Source organism: Erythrobacter sp. HKB08 (assembly GCF_004114695.1).
Taxonomy (GTDB): domain Bacteria; phylum Pseudomonadota; class Alphaproteobacteria; order Sphingomonadales; family Sphingomonadaceae; genus Parerythrobacter_A.
Genome location: NZ_CP035310.1, coordinates 295,087 through 316,425, shown reverse-complemented (window position 1 = coordinate 316,425; position 21,339 = coordinate 295,087). Strand labels below are relative to the sequence as shown.

Sequence of the window (21,339 nt, the reverse complement as noted above, 5' to 3'; positions counted from 1 at the left end):
CACCGCTTACGCGGCGACTTGCGCGACCTCATCTGTCCGGTGCTCTAACAATTGTTGGTAAACGGATTGATAACGATGAATATTATGCGCCCAGTCGTGGCACTCGGCGACATGGCGTGAACCGGCATTGCGCATGACATCCCAGCGCGCGCGGTTGTCGATCAGGGTCGACAGTGTGTCGGCGCAGCCCGCCGGATCGTCTGCCGGGAAGAGCGTTCCGCTGACCCCGTCCTCGATCAGTTCGCGGTGCCCGCCGACATCGGATGCGGCGACCAGGCGGCGCTGCGCCATCGCCTCGAGCGGCTTCAGCGGCGTGACCAGCTCGGTCAGGCGGCTGCGCTTGCGCGGATAGGCAAGAATGTCGATCAGCGAATAGAACCGCTCGACCTCGCCATGCGGCACGCGGCCGGTGAAGGTGATCGCATCGCTCGCTGGCGAGGCTGCTGCCTGCGCGCGCAAGGCCTCGTCGCACGGCCCGCCGCCGACGAGCAGCAGGCGCGCACCGGGCTGCGTCTCGCGCAGGATCGGCATGGCGGCGATCAGGTCGTCGAGCCCTTCGTAATCGTAGAAGCTGCCGATGAAGCCGATCACCGGCTCGTGCCCGAACCCGAGCTCGGCGGCGAGTTCCTCGTCGCGCGGCGGCGGATCGCCGAACAGGTCGAGGTCGACGCCATTGGGCGAAATGCCGATCTTGGCCCCTTCGAAGCCGCGCGCGATCAGATCGTCGCGTAGGCCGTGGCAGATGGTGAAGACCGCATCGGCCTGGCCGACGACATGGTTCTCCATCGCGCGGGTCATGCGGTATTTGACCGAACCTTCGCGCCCCGTGCCGTTGCCGACAGCGGCGTCCTCCCAGAAGGCGCGGATCTCGTAGACCAGCGGGATGCCGAGCTTGCGGGCGGCCGCCAGCGCCCCTTCGCCGCAAAGGGCGGGCGAGTGCGCATGGATGATGTCGGGCCGCCACTCGGCAGCCAGGTCGAGGATCGCTTTCGACAGCGCTGACACCTCGCGCCATTCGCGCAGGCCCGGCGGTCCGCTGGCTTCGCCGTGCGTGCGATGGAAAGTGAGGCCGTCGACCGTCTCGATGTCCGGCCCCTCGGCGCCGTGGCGCAGGCCGGTGATGCCGCGCACTTCCATCCCCGCCGCCTGCTGCGCTTTCAGGATGGCGCGCGTGCGGAAAGTGTAGCCGCTGTGGAGCGGCAGCGAATGGTCGAGGACATGCAATACGCGGGTCATGGCGCGCAGCTGTGCCAGAATAGGCTTAACGCCGCGTCAACCGCTCGGTGCTAACTCGCACGGATTGAAGAATGCGCGCCGCCGCGCGTGAAGAGGCCTACCGAACCGCCGTGATCGACTATTTCGCCCTTGCCATGACCCATGCGCTGATCCTGATCGCGCTGGTGAGGCTCGTCGGTCGCGCTGAGCTCGACGAGGACCCCGATCTCGACGACCGGCACAGGCCGGTGCGCCGATCGAAGGCAGGGGAAGGCGGCGAGGATGCTTGACGCCGCGCTGTTCCTCTTCCTGATCGTCTTCCTCGCCTTCGGTTTCCGGCGGCCCTACCTGTGGGTGCTGGCCTATCTCTATGTCGACGTGCTCGCGCCGGGGAAAATGGGCTGGACGCTCATGCCGATCCTCAAGGCCTCGCTGATCACTTTCGTCGCGGCCTTTGCCGGCTGGCTGCTGACCGATCCCAAGCACGGCAGCCGCTTTACCCTGCGACAGGGCATCATGCTGGCGCTGCTGGTCTATTGCCTCTGGACGACCGGCAATGCCGATTTCCCCGAAGCCGCGGCGGAGAAATGGGCCTGGGTGTGGAAGGCGCTGGTCTTCGCGATCTTCCTGCCGCTCACGCTGACGACCCGCCTCAGGATGGAAGCGGCGCTGCTCGTCATGCTGCTGTCGGTCTCCGCGATCATTATCAGCGCAGGGATCAAGGTGACGCTCGGCGGGGGCGGCTACGAGAACCAACTGTTCTTCGTGAACGACAACAGCGGCCTCTATGAAAGTTCGACGCTGGCGACGGTCGCGATCTGCATCATCCCGATCGTGTTGTGGTTCAACAAATACGGCACGGTCTTCACCCCCGACTGGCGGATGAAGGCCTTCTCCGCCGGGCTGATCTTCGCCTGCCTGCTGATGCCGGTCGGGACCGAGGCGCGCACCGGCCTCGTATGCATCGCGGTACTGCTGGTCCTCGCGCTGAGGGACGTTAAGCGCCGCGTGACCTTCCTCGTCGCGGGCGCGACGCTGGGCCTGGTCGCGCTGCCCTTCCTCCCGGCGAGCTATTACGAGCGCATGTCGACCCTCGGCAGTGTCGACGGCGACGAGAGCGCCTCGACCCGCATCGCGGTGTGGGAATGGACCATCGACTACGCGATGGAGAAGCCCACCGGCGGCGGCTTCGATGCCTTCCGCGGCAACGAATTCACCTACGACATGCCGGTGCGCGAGAAACAGGGGAACACCACCTCGGTCGAATTCCAGGAAGTGACGGATTCGGGCCGCGCCTATCACTCGGCGATTTTCGAGATGCTCGGCGAGCAGGGCTGGCCGGGGCTGTTCCTGTGGCTGTGGCTCCACGCGCTCGGCCTGTGGCACATGGAGCGCCTGCGTCGCCGCTGGCGCAAGCGGCAGGGGAACGGCGAGGCGCAGGGCCGCGAATGGATCGCGCCGCTTGCGACCTCGCTGCAATATGCGCAGGCCATCTACCTCGTTGGCTCGCTCTTCCAGGGCATCGCCTACCAGCCCTTCGTGCTGATGATCGTCGGCCTGCAATGCGCTCTGTGGAGCTATTGCAAGCGGATCGAGGAGCACGACTTCTCCACCTCGCGCCGCAAGCCTCCGTCGACCGATGCGCCGGGGCCTCGCGATGCCGTAGCGGCAGGTTGACGTTTACGGAAAGCGCGTTGCACCGCGCCGCCTAATGCGCCATGAAGCCGCCAGCTTTAGAGACTCGGCGGACAAAGGAGAGGCGCAATGAACCCGCAGGAAATCGCAGAAAAGACCGGCCAGCACATCGGCACCAGCGAATGGGTCGAGATGAGCCAGGAGCGCATCAACCAGTTCGCCGAAGCGACCGGCGACCACCAGTTCATCCATATCGACGAGGAAAAGGCCAAGATGACGCCGTTCGGCGGCACCATCGCGCACGGCTTCCTCACGCTCTCGATGATCCCCTACCTCAGCGCCAATTCCGACCTGCCCAGGGTCGACGGCGTGAAAATGGGCGTCAACTACGGCGGCAACAAAACCCGCTTCATCTCGCCGGTCCGCTCGGGCAAGCGCATCCGCGCTCACTGGAAGCTGCTCGAAATGATCGAGAAGCGTCCGGGCCAGTGGCAGCAGACCAACGAGATCACCATCGAGATCGAAGGCGAGGACAAGCCCGCCCTGATCACCGAATGGATCATGCAGGTTTTCGTCTGATCACGACCCGACAGATCCCCCTCCTCCCCGGGCGATCGGACAAGTTCTAACATCTGAAAAGGAGCTCGCCATGCGCGACGCAGTCATCGTTTCCACCGCCCGTACAGCCATCGGACGCGCCTACAAGGGCGGGTTCAACGACACCAAGGGCCCGACGCTCGGTTCCTATTCGCTCAAGCCCGCGATCGAGCGCGCCGGCATCGAAGCTGGCGAGCTGCAGGACGTCGTGTGGGGCGCTGCGCTCCAGCAGGGCACGCAGGCCGGCAACCTCGCCCGCCAGGTCGCGCTGCGCGCAGGCTGCCCGATCGGCGTGTCGGGCATGACCATCGACCGCCAGTGCTCCTCGGGCCTGATGACCATCGCGACCGCCGCCAAGCAGGTGATCGTCGACAACATGGATATCGTCGCTGCCGGCGGCCAGGAATCGATCAGCCTCGTGCAGACCAAGGAAATGCGCGTGATGCCCGATCCCGAGCTGATCGCGATGCACGGCGCGATCTACATGCCGATGCTGCAGACTGCCGAGACGGTCGCCCAGCGCTACGGCATCAGCCGCGAGGCGCAGGACGAATACGCCCTCAAGTCGCAGCAGCGCACCGCTGCCGCCCAGGAAGCGGGCAAGTTCGACGACGAGATCGTCCCCGTCACCACCACCATGAAGGTGCAGAACAAGGAAACCGGCGAGAATTCCGACCAGGAAGTCACCATCGCCAAGGACGAAGGCAACCGCCCCTCGACCACGCTCGAAGGCCTGCAGTCGCTCCAGCCGGTCATGGGTCCGGGCACGACGATCACCGCGGGTAACGCCTCGCAGCTGTCGGATGGCTCCTCGGCCAGCATCATCATGGAAGCCAAGCTCGCCGAACAGCGCGGCCTGCAGCCGCTCGGCCGCTATGTCGGCATGGCGGTCGCCGGTACCGAGCCCGACGAAATGGGCATCGGCCCGGTCTTCGCGATTCCGGCGCTGCTCGAGCGCACCGGCGTGAAGATGGACGATGTCGGCCTGTGGGAGCTGAACGAAGCCTTCGCGGTGCAGGTGCTCTACTGCCGCGACAAGCTCGGCATTCCCGACGAGAACCTCAACGTCAACGGCGGCTCGATCTCGATCGGCCACCCTTACGGCATGACCGGTGCACGCTGCGTCGGCCACGCACTGATCGAAGGCAAGCGTCGCGGCGCGAAGTATGTCGTCGTCACCATGTGCGTCGGCGGCGGCATGGGCGCTGCGGGCATGTTCGAAGTCCTCTAAGCGCAGGACCCGCAACCGGAAATTTGCCTTTCGGGGCATTGCACAGCATTCTCCCGCCCGTCCTTTAAGGGACACGGCGGGAGTTTCTGTTTCCGGGCCTCGGAACCCGAGGACCGCAAGGCCGAACGGCCGTCCGCAGCGACGCGACCGCGAGGTCGCATGAGCGAGGATAGCCAAGGATGCGAATGCATCCGCCGGCGCATGAGGCGACGAATATGGGCATCATGGAGATTATCGGGATCGCGGGAAGCGTGAGCCTGCTGGCGGGCTGGCGACTTTACCTGTGCATCTTCGCGACGGGCCTCGCCATGCGGCTGGAGGCACTGCCCGTGCCGGAGCACCTGACGAGCCTCGCGGTACTCGAGAACCCGTGGGTAATGGGCATCGCCGCAGTCGGCGCGCTGGCGGAATTCTTCGCCGACAAGGTCATGTGGCTCGATTCGATCTGGGACGCGGTACACACATTCGTGCGGCCGGTCGGCGGCGCGCTGCTGGCGCTCGCCATCGTCGATCCGGGCGATCCGACGACGCAGGTGATCGCTTTCCTGCTCGGCGGGGGCGCGGCTTTCGCCTCGCATGCAGGCAAGGCGAGCGCACGCGGTGTGGTCAACACGAGCCCTGAGCCGGTGAGCAATTTCGCGGTCTCCTCGGTCGAGGACGTCGCGACCATCGGCCTGCTCTATCTCGCCTACGAATATCCCTATGCGGCAGGCGCAATCGCGCTCGTTCTGCTGGCGCTGACCATCTGGCTGCTATTGCTCGCGCGAAGGATCATCCGCCGCGTGCTGGGCGGCGGCAGGGAAGGCAACGTCTAGCGAGCGGTCAGGCGACCGCGCGCAGCTTCGCCTTGCCGTGCCTGGCGATAAATTCCTCGACCGTCGGAGCGACCTTCTCGCGCCACTTGCTGCCGTTGAAAATGCCGTAGTGGCCTGCGCCCTCGGCGAGGTAATAGGCCTTCTTCGTGTCGGACAGCTTGGGGGTCAGCTTGAGCGCAGCCCTGGTCTGGCCGACGCCGGAAATATCGTCGCGCTCGCCCTCGACCGCGAGGATGGCGGTGGAGGTAATGTCGCCCAAGTTCACGCGGCGGCCCCGGTGGCTGAAAGTGCCATTGGGGATCGAGTGCTCCTGGAACACTTCCTGCACCGTCTGCAGGTAGAACTCCGCCGTCATGTCGCACACGCTGCGGTATTCGTCGTAGAAATCCTTGGTCGCCTGCGCGCTGTCCTCGTCACCGATGGTGAGGTGTTTGAACATCTCGTAATGGCTCATCATGTGGCTGCCGAGGTTCATGCTCATGAAGCCGGCGAGCTGCAGGAAGCCCGGGTAGACCTGGCGGCCCGCGCCGCGATGCTGCATCGGCACGGTGGCGATGACCGAATGGCGGAACCACTCGATCGGGCGCTCCATCGCGAGGTCGTTGACCGTCGTCGGGCTTTCGCGCGTGTCGATCGGGCCGCCCATCATGGTGAGGGTGACGGGTTTCGCCGGATGGTCGTCGCGGTTCATGATCGCGGTCGCGGCAAGCGCCGGGACGCTCGGCTGGCACACCGCCATCATATGCGCGCCCTCGCCGATGAACTCGAGGAATTCGACGAGGTAGTCGATGTAGTCGTCGAGGTCGAAATGGCCCTCGTGCAGCGGGACCGTTTTCGCGTCGGCCCAGTCGGTGATGTAGACCTCGCAGCTTTCGACCATCCGTTCGACCGTGCCGCGAAGGAGCGTCGCATAGTGGCCGCTCATCGGTGCAACGATCAGCAGGCGCGGGGCATCTTCTGGCAGTTCCTCGCGGCGGAAGCGCTTGAGGTCGCCGAACGGACGGTTGACCACCGTCGCTTCCTCGACCGGGAATTGCTGGTCGCCGATCTCGACGAATTCGATCCCGAAAGCGGGCTTGCCGCGCGGGGCTGCAGCATGGGCGAAGACTTCGAGTGCGCTCGCAGCCATCGGGCCGAGGCCGAGATAGCCGAAGGGGAGGCGCGGATTGGTCAGCACCTCGGCGCTGATCGAGGCCCAGGCACTTGCGCTGCTGAGCCACGAGCGCTGCAATTCATAAGCGTGATAAAGCAATCCGAAGTCCCCTGCTGGTCCCAATTTGAGGCTCTTGCCGGCCTTTTGTGCACTGCACAGTGACGGGCTTTTCCGTTTTGTGCAACGCATCATGCGCAAAACGGTGCCCAAAAGGGCCGAAAGTGGGCCTGCGGGTGTGGAATTGTGCCCGATGCATCGCTAACTCCTGTCGCGATGGACGCGGATACCGAGACCTCGCAGGAAAGCGAAAACACGCGCCTCTCGTTGTTCGCGCGCCGTGGCAAGCGTGCGGAGAACGGCGAGGCCAAGCCTGCTCGCACGCTCGGACCGCTGCGCATGATCTACCGCGAGGCGGCGAAATACCCGGCGCAGATCGCTGCCGCTTTCGTCGCGCTGCTGATCACCGCCGGGGCGACGCTCGCCATTCCGTGGCGCTTCAAGGTCATCATCGACGAGGCTTTCAGTGGCGGGGCCGATGCCGACCAGATCGCGCACGCCTTCCAGTACCTGCTGATGATCGTCGTCGTGCTCGGCCTCGGGACGGCGGTACGGTTCTATTTCGTCAGCTGGATCGGCGAGCGCGTGGTCGCCGATATCCGCCGCAAGGTGCAGGGTCACCTGCTGCGCCTCGCGCCCGCTTTCTACGAGGAGAACAGCCCGAAAGAGATTTCGAGCCGGATGACCAGCGATACCGCGATCATCGAGCAGGTGGTCGGCACCACCGTTTCGGTCGCGCTGCGCAATGTGCTGACCGGTATCGGCGGGACGGCCCTGCTGCTCTACCTCGCGCCGCAACTGACGCTCGGCCTCATCATCGGCATCCCGCTGGTGATCCTGCCGATCATGTTTTTCGGCCGCCGCATTCGCAACGTCTCGCGTTCGAGCCAGGACCGGGTGGCCGATGTCGGCGCGATGGTGACCGAAGTGCTTGCCGGCATGAAGATCGTCCAGGCGTTCAACCAGGAAGATCGCGAACACACGCGCTTCGTCGACGCGGTCGAGCGGACCTTCGCCACTGCCAAGCGGCGCATCATGCTGCGGGCGGTGATGACCTCGATCGTGATCCTGCTGATCTTCGGGGGCATCACCCTCGTCATGTGGCGCGGCGCCATCGCCGTGACCGAAGGCGCGATTTCGGGCGGCTCGATCTTCGCCTTCGTCCTCACCGGCGGTCTCGTCGCAGGGGCCTTCGGGGCGTTGACCGAGGTTTACGGCGACCTGCTGCGCGGCGCAGGCGCAGCCAGCCGCCTCAACGAACTGCTCAACGCCAAGGCCGAGATCGCCCCGCCCGCGAGGCCGGAAAACCTCCCCGAACCGCCGCGCGGCAGCATCTCCTTCCGCAATGTGACCTTCCGCTATCCCACGCGCCCCGAAACCGCGGCGCTGGCCGACTTCAGCCTCGAAGTCGAACCGGGCGAGACTGTCGCGATCGTCGGGCCGTCGGGCGCGGGCAAGTCGACCATCTTCCAGCTGGCGGAGCGGTTCTACGACCCGCAGGCAGGCACGATCCGCATCGACGGTATCCCGCTCACCAGTGCGGACCCGGCGGAAATCCGCAAGCGCATCGCGTTGGTCCCGCAGGACGGCATCCTGTTCTCCGCCGATGCGCGCGACAATCTGCGCTACGGCAACTGGGATGCGAGCGACGAGGAAATCTGGGAAGCTGCCCGCGCGGCCAATGCCGAACGTTTCCTCAAGGAACTGCCCGACGGGCTCGACACATTCCTCGGCGAAAGCGGCACGCGGCTGTCGGGCGGCCAGCAGCAGCGTGTCGCCATTGCCCGCGCCCTCCTGCGCGATGCGCCTATCCTGCTGCTCGACGAGGCGACCAGCGCGCTCGATGCCGAGAGCGAGCAGCTGGTCCAGCAGGCGCTCGACCGGCTGATGCGCGACCGCACGACGCTGGTCATCGCTCACCGCCTGGCGACAGTGCGCGCAGCCGACCGGATCGTGGTGATGGAAGACGGGCGCATCGTCGAGCAGGGCACGCATGCCCAGCTGTCGGCGGCAGGCGGGCTCTACAGCCGCCTCGCGAGCCTGCAATTCGCCTCGGGCGAAGCCGCCTGAGCCGCCCGCTTTTCGACCAAGCGCGCGAACCCGCCGACAAGCGGCGACGTTGGCAATCGCAAATCTCTATGCAAGACCCATCAATTCGGGCCCGCTGCCAGCACGCGGCGGGCTTATCGGGAGAACATACATGATCCGTACCATCCTTGCCGCGGGTGTCAGCGCTGCTGCCCTCGCACTGGCGACGCCGGCGCTTGCCGACGATCACACCGAAACCGAAGCGGCCGAGCCGGCAACGCCGACCATGAGCTTCGGCACCTGGGGCGTCGACCCCGAGCTGCTGTCGGACAACATCGATCCGGGCGACGACTTCTTCGGCTACGTCAACCAGAAGTGGCTCGATGCGAACCCGCTGCCGGCGGAATTCAGCCGCTTCGGCGCGTTCAACCTGCTGCGCGAAAAGTCGACCTCCGACGTGAAGGCGCTGGTCGACGAGCTGATGGCCAAGGATGCGTCCGAGCTGACCTATGACGAGCAGCGCATCGCCGCCGTCTATTCCTCTTACCTCGATACCGCGGCGATCGATGCTGCCGGCCTCGCTCCGGCGCAGCCCTATCTCGACCGCATCCAGGGTGCCGAGAACCTCGAGGCGCTGGTCACGCTGTGGTCGACCCCGGGCTATGCTTCGCCGCTCGGTGGCGGCGTCAATGTCGATGCCAAGGAAACCGATCGCTACTCGGTCTACATGTCGTCCGGCGGCCTCGGCCTGCCCGACCGCGACTACTATCTCGACGACAGCGAGAAGGGCGAGGAAATCAAGGCCAAGTACCGCGAGTACCTGACCTTCCTCTTCACCGAAGCGGGCTACGAGGATCCGGAATCGACCGCTGCTGCCGTCTTCGGCTTCGAGGACGACATCGCCCGCACGATCTCGTGGGACCGTGCGGCGAGCCGTAACCTCGACCTCATCTACAACGCCTACACGCCCGAAGAACTCGGCGAGCTGGTCGGCGACTTCCCGATCGAAACCATGATCGAGGCAGCAGGCTTCGGCGAAACCGACCGCTTCATCGTCACCAACATCCGCCCGAGCGAGGAAAAGGCCAAGGAACTGGGCCTGACCGACGAGTTCATGTCGAAGATCGGCAAGGGCTTCACCGGCATGACCGACCTGCTGCAGGCGACCCCGATCGAAACGCTCAAGGCGTGGACGGTGAAGGAATTCATCGAGAACAACGCTTCGGTCCTGCCGAGCCACATCGACGAGGCCGACTTCGTTTTCTACGGCCAGACGCTGCGCGGCACGCCCGAACAGCGCGAGCGCTGGAAGCGTGCGATCGGCGAAACCGAAGGCCTGATGGGCGAGCTGCTCGGCAAGTCCTATGTCGAGCGCTACTTCCCGCCGGCGAGCAAGACCGCGATGGACGAGCTGGTGAAGAACCTGCGCCTCGCCCTCGCCGAATCGCTCGAGGAAATCGACTGGATGGGCGATGCGTCGAAGGAGCAGGCGATGGCCAAGCTCAACAGCTTCGACCCGAAGATCGGCTACCGCGACAATCTCGACACCTATGAAGGCCTCAATGTGAAGGCGGGCGATCCGCTCGGCAATCGCATGGCGGCGGCCCACTGGGCATGGCGCGACATGCTCGAAAAGCTCGGCGGCCCGATCGACCGGACCGAGTGGGGCATGCTGCCGCAGACGGTCAACGCCTACTACAACCCGCTGAAGAACGAGATCGTCTTCCCGGCGGGCATCCTGCAGCAGCCGTTCTTCGGCGCAACTGCGGATGCGGCAGTCAATTATGGCGCGATCGGCGGCGTGATCGGCCACGAAATCGGCCATGGTTTCGACGACCAGGGTTCGAAGTTCGATGCCGAGGGCGCCCTGCGCAACTGGTGGACCGACGAGGACCGCGCGGCATTCGACGAGCGCGGCGACAAGCTGGTCGAGCAGTACAATTCCTATTGCCCGCTCGACGAAGGTGAGACCTGCGTCAACGGTCGCCTCACGCTGGGCGAGAACATCGGCGACCTCGGCGGGCTCAGCCTCGCCTACCGTGCCTACAAGCTCCACCTCAATGGCGAGGAAGACAAGGTGATCGACGGCCTGACCGGCGACCAGCGCTTCTTCATGGCATGGGCCCAGGTCTGGCGTTCGACGCAGCGCGAAGAAAACTATCGCAACCGCCTGCGCACCGACAGCCACAGCCCGGAAGAGTATCGCACCAACGGCGTCGTGCGTAACATCGACGCCTGGTACGAAGCGTTCAACGTGACGCCGGAAGACGATCTCTACCTGCCGCCGGAAGAGCGCGTCTCGATCTGGTAACGGGCGATTATCGCAAAGCGGGCGGCGCGCCGGTCCGGCCTCACGAGGCTTGACTTGCGCGCCGCTCGTGCGATTGCGGCGCTGAATACGGGACGCGCGGCTTGCGGTCCCGTGCATGCCGGGATTGCACCAGTTACATGACCTTCCTCCAGCTTCTGCTCATCGCGATCGTCCAGGGGATTACCGAGTTCCTGCCGATTTCCTCGTCGGGCCACCTGATCCTCATCCCCTACATCACCGATTTCCCCGACCAGGGCCCGCTGATCGACGTCGCGGTGCACGTCGGCTCGCTGCTCGCGATCGTGGTCTATTTCTTCAAGGACGTGGTGGTGCTGGCGCGCGGCGGCTTCGCCTCGGTCGGGATCGGCAAGGCGCCGGCGGAGCGCAAGCTGTTCTGGTGGATCGTGCTCGGCACGATTCCTGCCGTCCTGTTCGGTCTCGCGATCAAGATGGGCGCATTCAACTCGCTCGCCGAGACCTGGTTCGACATTACCGTGGTCGACGACGACCTGATGTCCTCGATCCGCTTCACCGACCTCATTGCCGTGAACCTCATCGTCTACGGCATCCTCCTCGGTCTCGCCGACCGCTTCGGCGGCAACGAGAAGACCTTCGAGGACATGAGCTGGCGCGACGGCCTGATCGTCGGCATCGCGCAGGCGCTGGCAATCGTTCCCGGCACCAGCCGCTCGGGCGTGACGATGACTGCGGCGCGCGCACTCGGCTACAGCCGGTTCGAAGCGGCGCGCTTCTCCTTCCTCCTGTCGATCCCTGCAGTGGCGGGAGCGGGCATATTGATCGTTCCGGAGATTTTCGAAGCCGGCGGCGATCTCGCGTTCGAAGCGCTGGTCGCAGGCGTCATGACCTTTATCGCGGCATTCGCGACGATGGCTTTCCTCATGAATTTCCTCAAGAAAGCCTCGATGATGGTCTTCGTCGTCTACCGCGTCGCCCTCGGCGTAGCGCTGCTCGCACTGTTCTGAACCCGCCTTTCGCCGGAACCCGGCCCCGCTTCGCGCATTTCCGCAGATGTAGATTGGAATTAAGCGAAGTAAGATAAATGGGTTTGGTACTCCTCCTCTCGGTCGGAGCGCTGTTCGGCTGGCTGGCGTCCATCGTCGGCGAGAACAGCGATCACGTCGAACTGATCGTCAATCTGGCGGTCGGCAGCATCAGCGCCGTCATCCTCGGCGCAGCGATTTACGACGGATCCCTGATGACCGGCATCAGCCCGGCGGGCTTTGTGCTCGGCGGGCTCGGATCGATCGTCGTCCTTGCGCTGACCTTGCTCGGCCTGCGCAAGTTCCGCGCGCGACCGCAGCCGCAAAAACGCCGCTAAACCGGCGTCGCGCCGCTTCCGCGTCCACCGCGCAGCAGGTATTCCTGCGTTCCGCGGTTCAGCACATTGTCGACATCGATCACCGCCGTATTGGCGTAGGTGAAGCTCGGCCCGAGCGATCGGTAAAGCCGGTCGAAGTCGCGCTCGACCGTCTGGCGGTAGAGATCCTCGAAGCTCTCGATCACGAAGTATGTCGGCTGCAGGTCGCTGATCACGTAATCGGTGCGCATGACCCGGTCGACGTTGAGCATGATGCGATTGGGGCTCTCCGCCTCGACCGAGAACACCGCCTCGGTCGGGCCTGACAGGATGCCTGCACCATAGGCGCGCAAGTCCTTGCCGTGCTCGAGGATCAGGCCGAACTCGACGGTGTACCAATAGAGCGAGCCGAGCGCTTTGAGGTGGTTGTAGCGCATCGCCTTCCACCCGGCCTTGCCATATTCCTGCATGTAGTCGGCAAACACCGGGTCGGTCAGCATCGGCACGTGGCCGAACACGTCGTGGAAGACGTCGGGTTCCTGGATGTAGTCGAAAGTCTCGCGCGTGCGGATAAAATTGCCCGCCGGGAAACGCCGGTTGGCGAGGTGCCAGAAAAACACGTGGTCGGGGATGAGCATCGGCACGGGGATGACGCTCCACCCGGTCATCTTGTTCAGCTCTTCCGACATGGCGCCGAACTCGGGCACGCCGCCCTTGCCGAGGTCGAGCTTCTCGAGCCCTTCCATGAAGGCGGTCGCCGCGCGGCCGGGCAGCACATCCATCTGGCGGGCGAACAGGTCGTTCCAGATCGCATCGTCCTCGGACGAATATTCGGTCTGCTTCGGCTCGACCCAGTCCTCGCCCACATGGGCAGGCTTTTTCAGCGGCGCGGTGAAGACATCCGCCGGAAGCTCGGGAAGGACGCTAAAGTCCTGTTCGGTCTGTGCTAGAGTGGCCATAACTGGTTTCAATCTATACCAGTTTGGTGTCGCGAGGACAAATACTCGCGCATGTTTCGAAGGAGGCGGGATTGGGCGATCTGAAGCGGGCGGAATACGAGGATTTGCTGGAGCCGCTCGAGGAAGAGCTCGTCTCCATGGCGCGCTGGGCGAAGGCGACCGGCGCGCGCATCTGCGTCCTGTTCGAAGGGCGCGATACGGCAGGCAAGGGCGGCGCCATCCGCGCGGTCAGCGAACGGCTCAATCCGCGCCAGTGCCGCATCGTCGCCCTCTCCAAACCGAGCGATACCGAGCGCACCCAGTGGTATTTCCAGCGCTACGTGCCGCACCTCCCGGCGGCGGGAGAGATCGTGCTGTTCGACCGCAGCTGGTACAACCGTGCAGGCGTGGAAAAGGTCATGGGTTTCGCGAGCCAGGAGCAGGTGACGAGCTTCCTCGTCGAAGCGCCGCGCTTCGAGCGCATGCTGGTCGACGATGGCATACTGCTGTTCAAATACTGGCTCACCACCGACCAGGAAAAGCAGGAGGAGCGCTTGCGGGAGAGGCTGGACGACCCGCTCAAGCGCTGGAAGCTCTCGCCGATCGACCTCGCCGCGCGGCAGCAATACGCCGCCTATACCGAGGCGCGCGAGGAGATGCTGGCAGCGACGCACACCGCCCATGCGCCGTGGACGCTGGTCGATTTCAACGACCAGAAGCGCGGCCGGCTGACGCTGATCCGCGACCTGCTCGACCGCCTGCCCGATACGCAGGTGAAGCACGAACCGCTCGAATTTCCCGATCTCGGGCATGAGCCGATGGCGGAAAGCTATGCGGTCATCGAGCCGATCGAGGATTATCCGGTCGACTAAAGGCTAGCGGCTGGCACTTGCCTGAAGCACTTGCCGCCCGTCGTCGTCGAAGGCGGCCAGATCGATCCCCTCGCCGGTCCCGCGCAGGGCGAGATGCAGCGGCTCGTCCGCGATCGCCGGGCTGACCGCGCGGAAGCGGAAGGTCTTGAGCGCATGCTCGCCATATTCCTCGGCCGCCATTTGCAGCAGCATGCTGGCCGTCAGCGGGCCGTGCACGACGAGGCCGCGATAGCGCTCGACATCGCGCGCATAGGGCGCGTCGTAATGGATCCGGTGCGTGTTGAAGGTCAGCGCCGAAAAGCGGAACAGCAGGCGCGGATCGGGGGTGAGGGTGCGGTGCGCGTCCCACCCGCTCGGATCGAAAGAAGGCGCGCCGGTCGCGGGCGGCTGGAGGGGCGCGTCGCTTGCAGCGGCCTCGCGGTACACCAGCGTCTGCGTCTCGCGTATAGCGAGTTCGCCGTCGGCGCTGGTCTCATGCTCGACCTCGACGAAGACCATCTCGCCGCTGCGGCCCGACTTGGGCGTGACCGAGGCGATGCGCGAGATGCGCTCGACGCTCGCGCCGATCCCGATGGGCTCGTGGAACGCGATATCGCTCGCCGCCCACATCCGGCGTGGCAACGGGACGGGCGGGAAGAAGCTCGCCGGGGTCTCGTCGCGCAGCGGATGGCCATCCTCGCCGAGCATCGCGGAGGGAGCTTCGGGCGTGCAGAGGCAGAAATGGATGCCCTGCGGCAGGATCGGCGCTTGCGGCGCGGGCAGGTCGAAGGTCGCGAGCCAGCGCGCGGCGAGCGCCGGGTCGAGCCGGTCGGTGCTGCGCTGCTCGCGCCCGACCCATTGCGACCAGTCGCCCATCAGGCGGCCCGTTCGAAGATCGCCGCGATCCCCTGTCCGCCGCCGATGCACATGGTCTCGAGGCCGTAGCGTGCCCCGCGCCGGTGCATCTCGTGCGCCATGTCGGCAAGGATGCGCCCGCCGGTTGCACCGATCGGGTGGCCGAGCGAAATGCCCGAGCCGTTGACGTTGAGCATGTCCATCCGGCTGTCATCCTCGGACCAGCCCCAGCCCTTGAGTACGGCGAGAACCTGCGGCGCGAATGCCTCGTTCAGTTCGACCATCTCGATATCGTCCCAGCCCATGCCGGTGCGCGCGAACAGCCGCTCGACCGCCGGGACCGGGCCGATGCCCATGCGGCTCGGGTCGCAGCCTGCTGCCGCCCAGCCGTTGAACCACAGCATGGGGGTGAGGCCGAGCTCTTCGACCTTGTCTTCCGCCACGACGAGGCAGACGGCTGCGGCATCGTTCTGCTGGCTCGCATTGCCCGCGGTGACGATAGCATCGGGATCGTGCTTGAGGTCGATTGCCCGCAGCGCGCCGAGGCTTTCCTCGCTCGCATCGGCGCGGAAGCCCTCGTCCTTCGCGAACATCACCGGGTCGCCCTTGCGCTGCGGCACGGGGACCGGGACGAGCTGCGCGTCGAACTTGCCCTCGTCCCACGCCTTCGCGGCATTGCGATGCGAGCGCACGGCGTAGGCGTCCGCCGCCTCGCGCGAGATGTCATAATCCTTGGCGAGGTTTTCCGCCGTCTCGATCATGCCGGTGATGACCCCGAAACGCTCGATCGGCTGGCTCATGAGGCGGCCGCGCGTCAGGCGGTCCCACAGCGCCATGTCGCCCATGCGCGCGCCGTGGCGGGCCTTGGTCGTGTAGTGCTCGACATTGGACATGCTCTCGACACCGCCTGCAACGACACAGTCGGCCGCGCCGGTCTGGACCATCATTGCCGCGTTAACGACCGCTTGCAGGCCCGAGCCGCAGCGCCGGTCGACCTGGTAGCCGGGCACTTCGAGCGGGAGGCCGGCGGCAAGCCAGCTCCAGTGCCCGATCGCAGGTGCCTCGCCATTCCCGTAGCCCTGGCTGAAGACCACGTCGTCGACCCGCTCGGGATCGACGCCGCTGCGCTCGACCAGCGCTTTCAGGATCACCGCACCCAGCGCGCCCGCTTCGAGCGGGGCGAGGCTTCCGAGGAAGCGGCCGACGGGAGTGCGAAGGGGCGAGCAGATGGCAACGCGGCGGAGGGTCATGATCGGGTATCCTTGTCGGAAAGGGCAACGGTTCCGGCATCGACGAGCTTGCCGATGGTGCCGGAGGACAGGCCGAGACGCTCGGCGAGGACTTCCTCGCTGTGCTGGCCGAGATAGGGGGCGGGCGCCGGGTCGCCGACTTCGTGGCCGTGGCGCTTGGCGAAGCTGCGGGTGGCGGGATATTCGAAACCGCTGGGGTTGGCCGGCGAGGGGCCGAACAGCGGGTTCTCGGCGACAAGCACCGGATCGTTAGCCGCTTCGTGCATGGTACGGTAGCGCTCGAACGTGCAGCCGTGCTGCGCCATGCGGGCGGCGAGATCGTCGTAATCGTGCTGCTCCGAAGCGTTCTGGAACAGTGCGAACAGCGCCTTGCGATGCTGGAAGCGGGGCGTGTCCCCATCGGCGAAGCGCACGCCGAGTTCGGCTTCGAGCGCGGCGATTTCCTGCTCCACCCCGAAGGCGGCAATCAGGCCGTCCCACTGCTTCGGCGTGAGGGCGGCGACCATGAAGCGCTTGCCGTCGCGACTGCGGAAGTCGCGTCCGAATGCGCCCCAGATCGCATTGCCGAGCCGCTCGCGATCCGAGCCGCGATAAAGCATTTCGGCCATCGCACCGGCATTGGCCATCGTCCCGATTGCGACATCGCCCAGCGGGATGCGCAGCTCGCTACCCTCGCCGGTGCGGCTGCGGTGGTGGACCGCCGCCATCAGCGCGAAGGCGCCGTAAGCCCCGGTGATGAAGTCCCATGCAGGCAGAACCTGGTTGACCGGCGGCGCGGTCGCCGGGTCCCATTCCTCCGGCCCGCACATCAGCGGGTATCCGCTCGCCGCGTTGACCGTGAAGTCCATCGCCTGGCGCCCGTCGTGCCAGCCCATGATGCGCAGGGACACCATGTCGTCGCGCCCCTCGGACACCGCGTCATGGCTGAGGAAGCTCTTTTCCGGCAGGTTGGTCACCAGCGTGCCGGTCTTGCGCGCAAGTTCGACGCACAGCTCGCGCCCTTCCGCGCTGCGCAGGTCGAGCGCGACGCTCTTCTTCGCGCGGTTCAGGTTCTCCCAGCTGAGCGAGCGCCCTTCCCTGGTCAGCATGTAGCGGTCGTAGTCGAGCCCGCCCGCCTTGTGGTCCACCCGGACCACGTCGGCACCCATCTGCGCGCAGTAGAGGCCGATGGTGGGGGAGGCAACGAAGCTGGAAACCTCGATCACCGAAAGATCGGAAAGCAGATTGTACATGGCTTAGGTTCAGGCCCCCTCGTTCCATTCGCGCAGCATGTGCTTGGCGATCTGCAGCAGCAGGATTTGCGTCGTGCCTTCGTAGATGCGGAAGATGCGCGCATCGCGGAAGAAGCGCTCTGCATCGTATTCGGCGAGGTAGCCCGCGCCGCCGTAGACCTGCACCACGCGGTCGACCACGCGCCCGCACATCTCGGAGGCGAAGACCTTGAATGCGGCGGCCTTGCGCAGCACGTTCTCGCCCCGGTCGGCGCGCGCGGTCACATCGGCCATCATCGCCTCGGCGGCGTAGATTTCCATCTCGCTTTCCGCGAGCATCTGCTGGATCAGCTGGAAGTTGGCGATCGGCTCGCCGAAGGCCTTGCGCTCGTTGGCGTAGCGGATGGCCGAATCGAGTGCGCGGCGCGCCAGCCCTGCCGCCATGGCGCCGACCGAGATACGCCCGTTGTCGAGGCTCATCATCGCAAAGCGGAAGCCCTTGCCGGTCTCCCCGCCGAGCAGCGCTTCGCCCGGCACATGGACGTCGTCGAGCATGATATCGGAGATATGCGCGCCCGCCTGCCCCATCTTCTTGTCGGGCGAGCCGGTCGAAACGCCCGGCGTGTCCATCGGCACGATGAAAGCGCTGACATGCGCGTTCTTGGGCAGGTTTTCCTTCTCCGTGCGCGCCATGATCAACGCGACGTCGGCGCTCGGTGCGTTGGTGATGTAGCGCTTGGTCCCGTTGAGTATCCAGCCGTTGCCACCGGGATCGGGCCGGGCGGAGGTCTGCAAGCCTGCACTGTCGGAGCCCGAGCCCGGTTCGGTCAGGCCGAAGCAGGCGATCTCGCCGCTCGCGATACGCGGCCACCATTCGGCTTTCTGCGCGTCGGTCCCGCCGTTCTTGAGCGCGGAATTGAACATGCCGATGTTGATCGAGAAGATCGAACGATAGGCCGGCGCCGCGTAGCCCATGATGTTAATCACGCGGGCATATTGCTGCATGTTGAGGCCCGCACCGCCGAACTCTTCCGGCACCGACAGGCCGAACAGCCCCATTTCCTTCATTTCCTCGACGATATCGGCGGGGATCGCATCGTTTTCGATGACATCCTTTTCCGCCGGGATCAGCCGCTCGCGCACATAGCGTTCGAGCTGCTCGGTGAACTGGTCGAAGACATCGGGGTCCATGCCGTTGTCGGCCATGCAATCTCTCTCCCTGCCGGGGCGTTCAGCCCTCTTGCTGTGTCGGTTCGGTTTCGGATGGAGGCGCTTCGGTCGCGAGCTCCTCTGGATCGAAGCGCTGCTCTTCGAGCATTTCGGCCGCCTCGTCCAGCGCCCGCGCCTCGCCGACGGTCACGCCGCCGGGGCCGGGCTCGTTATCGGCCGGGCCGCATCCCGCAATGGAGAGGAGGGCGAGAGGGCAGGCCGACAGGGCGATCGCGCGTTTCATGCGCGGCACCATAGCGCAGGCGCGGCAAAGAAAAAGCGGGCGAATCGCATCTGCGCGATCCGCCCGCCCGTTTCTCGATCTTAAGTGCGATCAGGCCGGGTCGACGGCTTCCTCAGCCTCGTCGGCAGCGTCTTCGCCGTCTTCCATCGCTTCGTTGGTCAGCGCCTCGATATCGGCGACGACGTCCTCGGCGTTTTCGGCAGCAGCGTCGGCTTCGGCCTCGACAGTGTCGGCGACTTCCTCGGTCGCTTCGGCGGTAGCGTCGGCATCTTCGACCGGCTCGTCTTCGACCGTGTCCATCGCCTCGTTGGCCGGGACTTCGACGTTGTCCGCTTCGGCTTCGTAGGATGCGTCTTCGGCATCGCCGCAAGCAGCCAGTGCGAGGGCCGAGCCGGTCAGCATGGCGGTGAGGGCAATCTTCTTCATGGAAATAGGCTCCCTTGGTATTCGTAAGTGATCTGTCCCGCCGCGCAGCCTAGCGGCGGCTTATCCACGCCGCAAAGCCAATTTCGTGGCACCGGCCCTTGCGAGCGGCGGCATGTGTGCCAAGGCTTGCAGGCATGGCGAGCCTCCCCCTCTCACCCGATCGGATCGACGACGCGCGCGAAACGCTGCGCCGCCTGTTCGGCTTCGAGGGATTCCGGGGCCGGCAGGAAGAGGTCGTAGCGCGCGTGCTTGCAGGCCAGTCGACGCTGGCGGTGATGCCGACGGGCGCGGGCAAGTCGCTCACCTACCAGCTGCCGGCGGCGATGCTGGGCGGGACATGCGTGGTCATTTCGCCGCTCATCGCGCTGATGCACGACCAGCTGCGCAGCGCGCGGGCGAATGGCATTCGCGCGGCGACGCTGACCAGCGCCGATGCCGACTGGCGCGAGACGATGGACGCCTACCGCGCGGGCGAGCTCGACCTGCTTTATGTTGCGCCCGAGCGGGCGAGCCAGCCGCAGTTCCTCGACTTCCTCACCGCCGCGCCCATCGCGCTGTTCGCGATCGACGAGGCGCATTGCGTGTCCGAATGGGGTCACGACTTCCGCCCGGACTATCGCCAGCTCCGCCCTTTGATGGACAGCTTTCCCGACGTGCCGCGCCTTGCGCTGACGGCGACGGCCGACAAGCGCACGCGGCTCGACATTCTCCAGCAACTCGGCATCCCGGAAGATGGGCTGGTGCTTGCCGGGTTCGACCGGCCCAACATCCGCTACGCGATCCGCCACCGCGACAATCCGGTGCGCCAGATCACACAGCTGATGAACGAGGAACCGGGGCCGGGCATCGTCTACGCGCCGACCCGCCGCAAGGTGGAGGACCTCGCCGCCAAGCTTGCCGATGCGACCGGCCGCCCGGTGCGCCCCTATCACGCCGGGCTCGAGGCGGAGGAGCGCGCGGCTAACCAGGCTTCCTTCGTCGCGAGCGAGGACATGGTGATCGTCGCGACCATCGCTTTCGGCATGGGGATCGACAAGCCGGACGTGCGCTTCGTCGCCCATGCCGGCATCCCGAAATCGATCGAGGCCTACTACCAGGAAACCGGCCGTGCGGGACGCGACGGCGATCCGGCGCGGGCGGAAATGCTCTGGGGTGCGGGCGATTTCGCGCAGGCACGCCAGCGGCTCGGAGAGCTGCCCGAAGCGCGCCAGGCGGAAGAGCGCGCGCGGCTCGATGCGCTGGCCGGACTGGTCGAGACGCCGGGCTGCCGCCGCGCGGTCCTGCTGCGCCATTTCGGCGAGGATCCGCCGGAGACCTGCGGCAACTGCGACAACTGCCTCTCGCCGCCGCAGGTAACCGATGCGACCGAGCTTGCGCGCAAGCTGCTCTCGGCCGTCTATCGCACTGGGCAGACTTACGGCTTCGGCCACGTTCAGAAGGTGCTGACCGGGGCGGAGGACGAGCGCGTCCGCCAGCGCGGGCACGATGCCCTCACCGTCTTCGGTATCGTCGAGGGCGAGGATGCGCGCCTGCTCCAGCCGCTCTCGCGCGCACTGCAGGCACGCGGCGCGCTGGTTTCGACCGAGCATGGCGGGCTCGCGCTGGGAGGAGATGCGCGCGACATCCTGAGGGGCGATGCCAGCGTGGAAATGGTCCTCCCGCCCAAACGCGAGCGGAGACGGCGCGGGCGCAATGCCGCGCCCAACCCGGTCGGCGACCCGCTATTCGACGCGCTGCGCGAACTAAGGCGCGAGCTGGCGATCGAGGCGCAGGTGCCGCCCTATGTCATCTTCCACGATGCGACCTTGCGCGAAATGGCGGCGAACCGCCCCGCAAGCCTCGCCGAGCTCGGCACGATCGCCGGTATCGGGGCGAAGAAGCTCGAAGCCTATGGCGAGGCCTTCCTGCGGGTGATCCAGCGGCATTGACGCGGGCGCGCACCGGTGTTTCTTGACAAAACTGCCTTTTGATATAAAAGTGATATCATAATTATAT

General features: G+C 65.7%; 20 protein-coding genes. 11 read left to right on the top strand and 9 right to left on the bottom strand.

The window, feature by feature from the left end:
- Positions 1-6 precede the first annotated feature (6 nt).
- On the bottom strand, positions 7-1,236 hold the full coding sequence (locus EO245_RS01550) for a TIGR04063 family PEP-CTERM/XrtA system glycosyltransferase (RefSeq protein WP_128891279.1): 1,230 nt from the start codon (positions 1,234-1,236) through the stop codon (positions 7-9).
- Between the two features lie 71 nt (positions 1,237-1,307).
- Here EO245_RS01550 and EO245_RS01545 point away from each other — a divergent pair, with 71 nt between their 5' ends.
- The 5 genes from EO245_RS01545 (at position 1,308) to EO245_RS01525 (ending at position 5,493) form a co-directional block, all read left to right on the top strand.
- The gene (locus tag EO245_RS01545; protein WP_128891278.1) at positions 1,308-1,505 is read left to right on the top strand and encodes a hypothetical protein; all 198 of its coding nucleotides are present in this window, start codon (positions 1,308-1,310) and stop codon (positions 1,503-1,505) included.
- Complete coding sequence (locus EO245_RS01540) at positions 1,498-2,892, top strand: DUF5935 domain-containing protein (RefSeq protein ID WP_128891277.1); 1,395 nt, start codon at positions 1,498-1,500, stop codon at positions 2,890-2,892. The genes EO245_RS01545 and EO245_RS01540 overlap by 8 nt, the downstream gene beginning before the upstream one ends.
- Before the next feature lie 87 nt (positions 2,893-2,979).
- Positions 2,980-3,429 carry a MaoC family dehydratase gene (locus EO245_RS01535; RefSeq protein WP_128891276.1) on the top strand — a complete coding sequence of 150 codons (450 nt, stop codon included), beginning with the start codon at positions 2,980-2,982 and terminating at the stop codon, positions 3,427-3,429.
- Positions 3,430-3,499: 70 nt separating this feature from the next.
- Complete coding sequence (locus EO245_RS01530) at positions 3,500-4,678, top strand: acetyl-CoA C-acyltransferase (RefSeq protein WP_128891275.1); 1,179 nt, start codon at positions 3,500-3,502, stop codon at positions 4,676-4,678.
- Positions 4,679-4,893: 215 nt separating this feature from the next.
- Complete coding sequence (locus EO245_RS01525; protein WP_128893411.1) at positions 4,894-5,493, top strand: DUF4126 domain-containing protein; 600 nt, start codon at positions 4,894-4,896, stop codon at positions 5,491-5,493.
- A 7-nt stretch (positions 5,494-5,500) separates the two neighbouring features.
- On the opposite strand, the gene EO245_RS01520 is transcribed toward EO245_RS01525, so the two are convergent.
- The gene (locus tag EO245_RS01520; RefSeq protein ID WP_128891274.1) at positions 5,501-6,745 is read right to left on the bottom strand and encodes a polyhydroxyalkanoate depolymerase; all 1,245 of its coding nucleotides are present in this window, start codon (positions 6,743-6,745) and stop codon (positions 5,501-5,503) included.
- Between the two features lie 174 nt (positions 6,746-6,919).
- Here EO245_RS01520 and EO245_RS01515 point away from each other — a divergent pair, with 174 nt between their 5' ends.
- The 4 genes from EO245_RS01515 (at position 6,920) to EO245_RS01500 (ending at position 12,381) form a co-directional block, all read left to right on the top strand.
- Positions 6,920-8,773 carry an ABC transporter transmembrane domain-containing protein gene (locus EO245_RS01515; RefSeq protein WP_128891273.1) on the top strand — a complete coding sequence of 618 codons (1,854 nt, stop codon included), beginning with the start codon at positions 6,920-6,922 and terminating at the stop codon, positions 8,771-8,773.
- 130 nt (positions 8,774-8,903) lie between these two features.
- Positions 8,904-11,042, top strand: coding sequence for a M13 family metallopeptidase (locus EO245_RS01510; protein ID WP_128891272.1), 2,139 nt, complete (start codon positions 8,904-8,906; stop codon positions 11,040-11,042).
- A 137-nt stretch (positions 11,043-11,179) separates the two neighbouring features.
- Complete coding sequence (locus EO245_RS01505) at positions 11,180-12,025, top strand: undecaprenyl-diphosphate phosphatase (RefSeq protein WP_128891271.1); 846 nt, start codon at positions 11,180-11,182, stop codon at positions 12,023-12,025.
- Positions 12,026-12,102: 77 nt separating this feature from the next.
- Positions 12,103-12,381: a GlsB/YeaQ/YmgE family stress response membrane protein gene (locus tag EO245_RS01500; protein WP_128891270.1), complete on the top strand. Its 279-nt coding sequence runs from the start codon at positions 12,103-12,105 to the stop codon at positions 12,379-12,381.
- Here the strand turns inward: EO245_RS01500 and phhA are convergent.
- Complete coding sequence (gene phhA / locus EO245_RS01495; RefSeq protein WP_128891269.1) at positions 12,378-13,319, bottom strand: phenylalanine 4-monooxygenase; 942 nt, start codon at positions 13,317-13,319, stop codon at positions 12,378-12,380. The two genes, EO245_RS01500 and phhA, sit on opposite strands and share 4 nt — an antisense overlap.
- Positions 13,320-13,390: 71 nt before the next feature.
- Here phhA and ppk2 point away from each other — a divergent pair, with 71 nt between their 5' ends.
- On the top strand, positions 13,391-14,170 hold the full coding sequence (gene ppk2 / locus EO245_RS01490) for a polyphosphate kinase 2 (RefSeq protein WP_128891268.1): 780 nt from the start codon (positions 13,391-13,393) through the stop codon (positions 14,168-14,170).
- A gap of 3 nt (positions 14,171-14,173) precedes the next feature.
- Here ppk2 and EO245_RS01485 read toward each other — a convergent pair whose 3' ends face one another.
- From EO245_RS01485 to EO245_RS01460, 6 genes are all read right to left on the bottom strand, one after another.
- A complete protein-coding gene (locus EO245_RS01485) occupies positions 14,174-15,025 on the bottom strand; it encodes a MaoC family dehydratase N-terminal domain-containing protein (RefSeq protein ID WP_128891267.1) in 852 nt (283 codons plus the stop codon).
- Positions 15,025-16,254 (bottom strand): acetyl-CoA C-acetyltransferase, encoded by a 1,230-nt coding sequence (locus tag EO245_RS01480; protein WP_128891266.1) that lies wholly within the window; start codon positions 16,252-16,254, stop codon positions 15,025-15,027. Before EO245_RS01480 ends, EO245_RS01485 begins: the two co-directional genes overlap by 1 nt.
- Entirely contained in the window at positions 16,251-17,486 is a 1,236-nt protein-coding gene (locus tag EO245_RS01475) for a CoA transferase (protein ID WP_128891265.1), read from the bottom strand. The genes EO245_RS01480 and EO245_RS01475 overlap by 4 nt, the downstream gene beginning before the upstream one ends.
- A gap of 9 nt (positions 17,487-17,495) precedes the next feature.
- The gene (locus EO245_RS01470; RefSeq protein ID WP_128891264.1) at positions 17,496-18,671 is read right to left on the bottom strand and encodes an acyl-CoA dehydrogenase family protein; all 1,176 of its coding nucleotides are present in this window, start codon (positions 18,669-18,671) and stop codon (positions 17,496-17,498) included.
- 25 nt (positions 18,672-18,696) lie between these two features.
- Positions 18,697-18,918: a hypothetical protein gene (locus EO245_RS01465; RefSeq protein WP_128891263.1), complete on the bottom strand. Its 222-nt coding sequence runs from the start codon at positions 18,916-18,918 to the stop codon at positions 18,697-18,699.
- A gap of 90 nt (positions 18,919-19,008) precedes the next feature.
- Positions 19,009-19,344 (bottom strand): hypothetical protein, encoded by a 336-nt coding sequence (locus EO245_RS01460; RefSeq protein ID WP_234026926.1) that lies wholly within the window; start codon positions 19,342-19,344, stop codon positions 19,009-19,011.
- A gap of 134 nt (positions 19,345-19,478) precedes the next feature.
- On the opposite strand from EO245_RS01460, the gene recQ reads away from it, so the two are divergent.
- Entirely contained in the window at positions 19,479-21,272 is a 1,794-nt protein-coding gene (recQ, locus tag EO245_RS01455) for a DNA helicase RecQ (protein WP_128891262.1), read from the top strand.
- Positions 21,273-21,339: the final 67 nt, after the last annotated feature.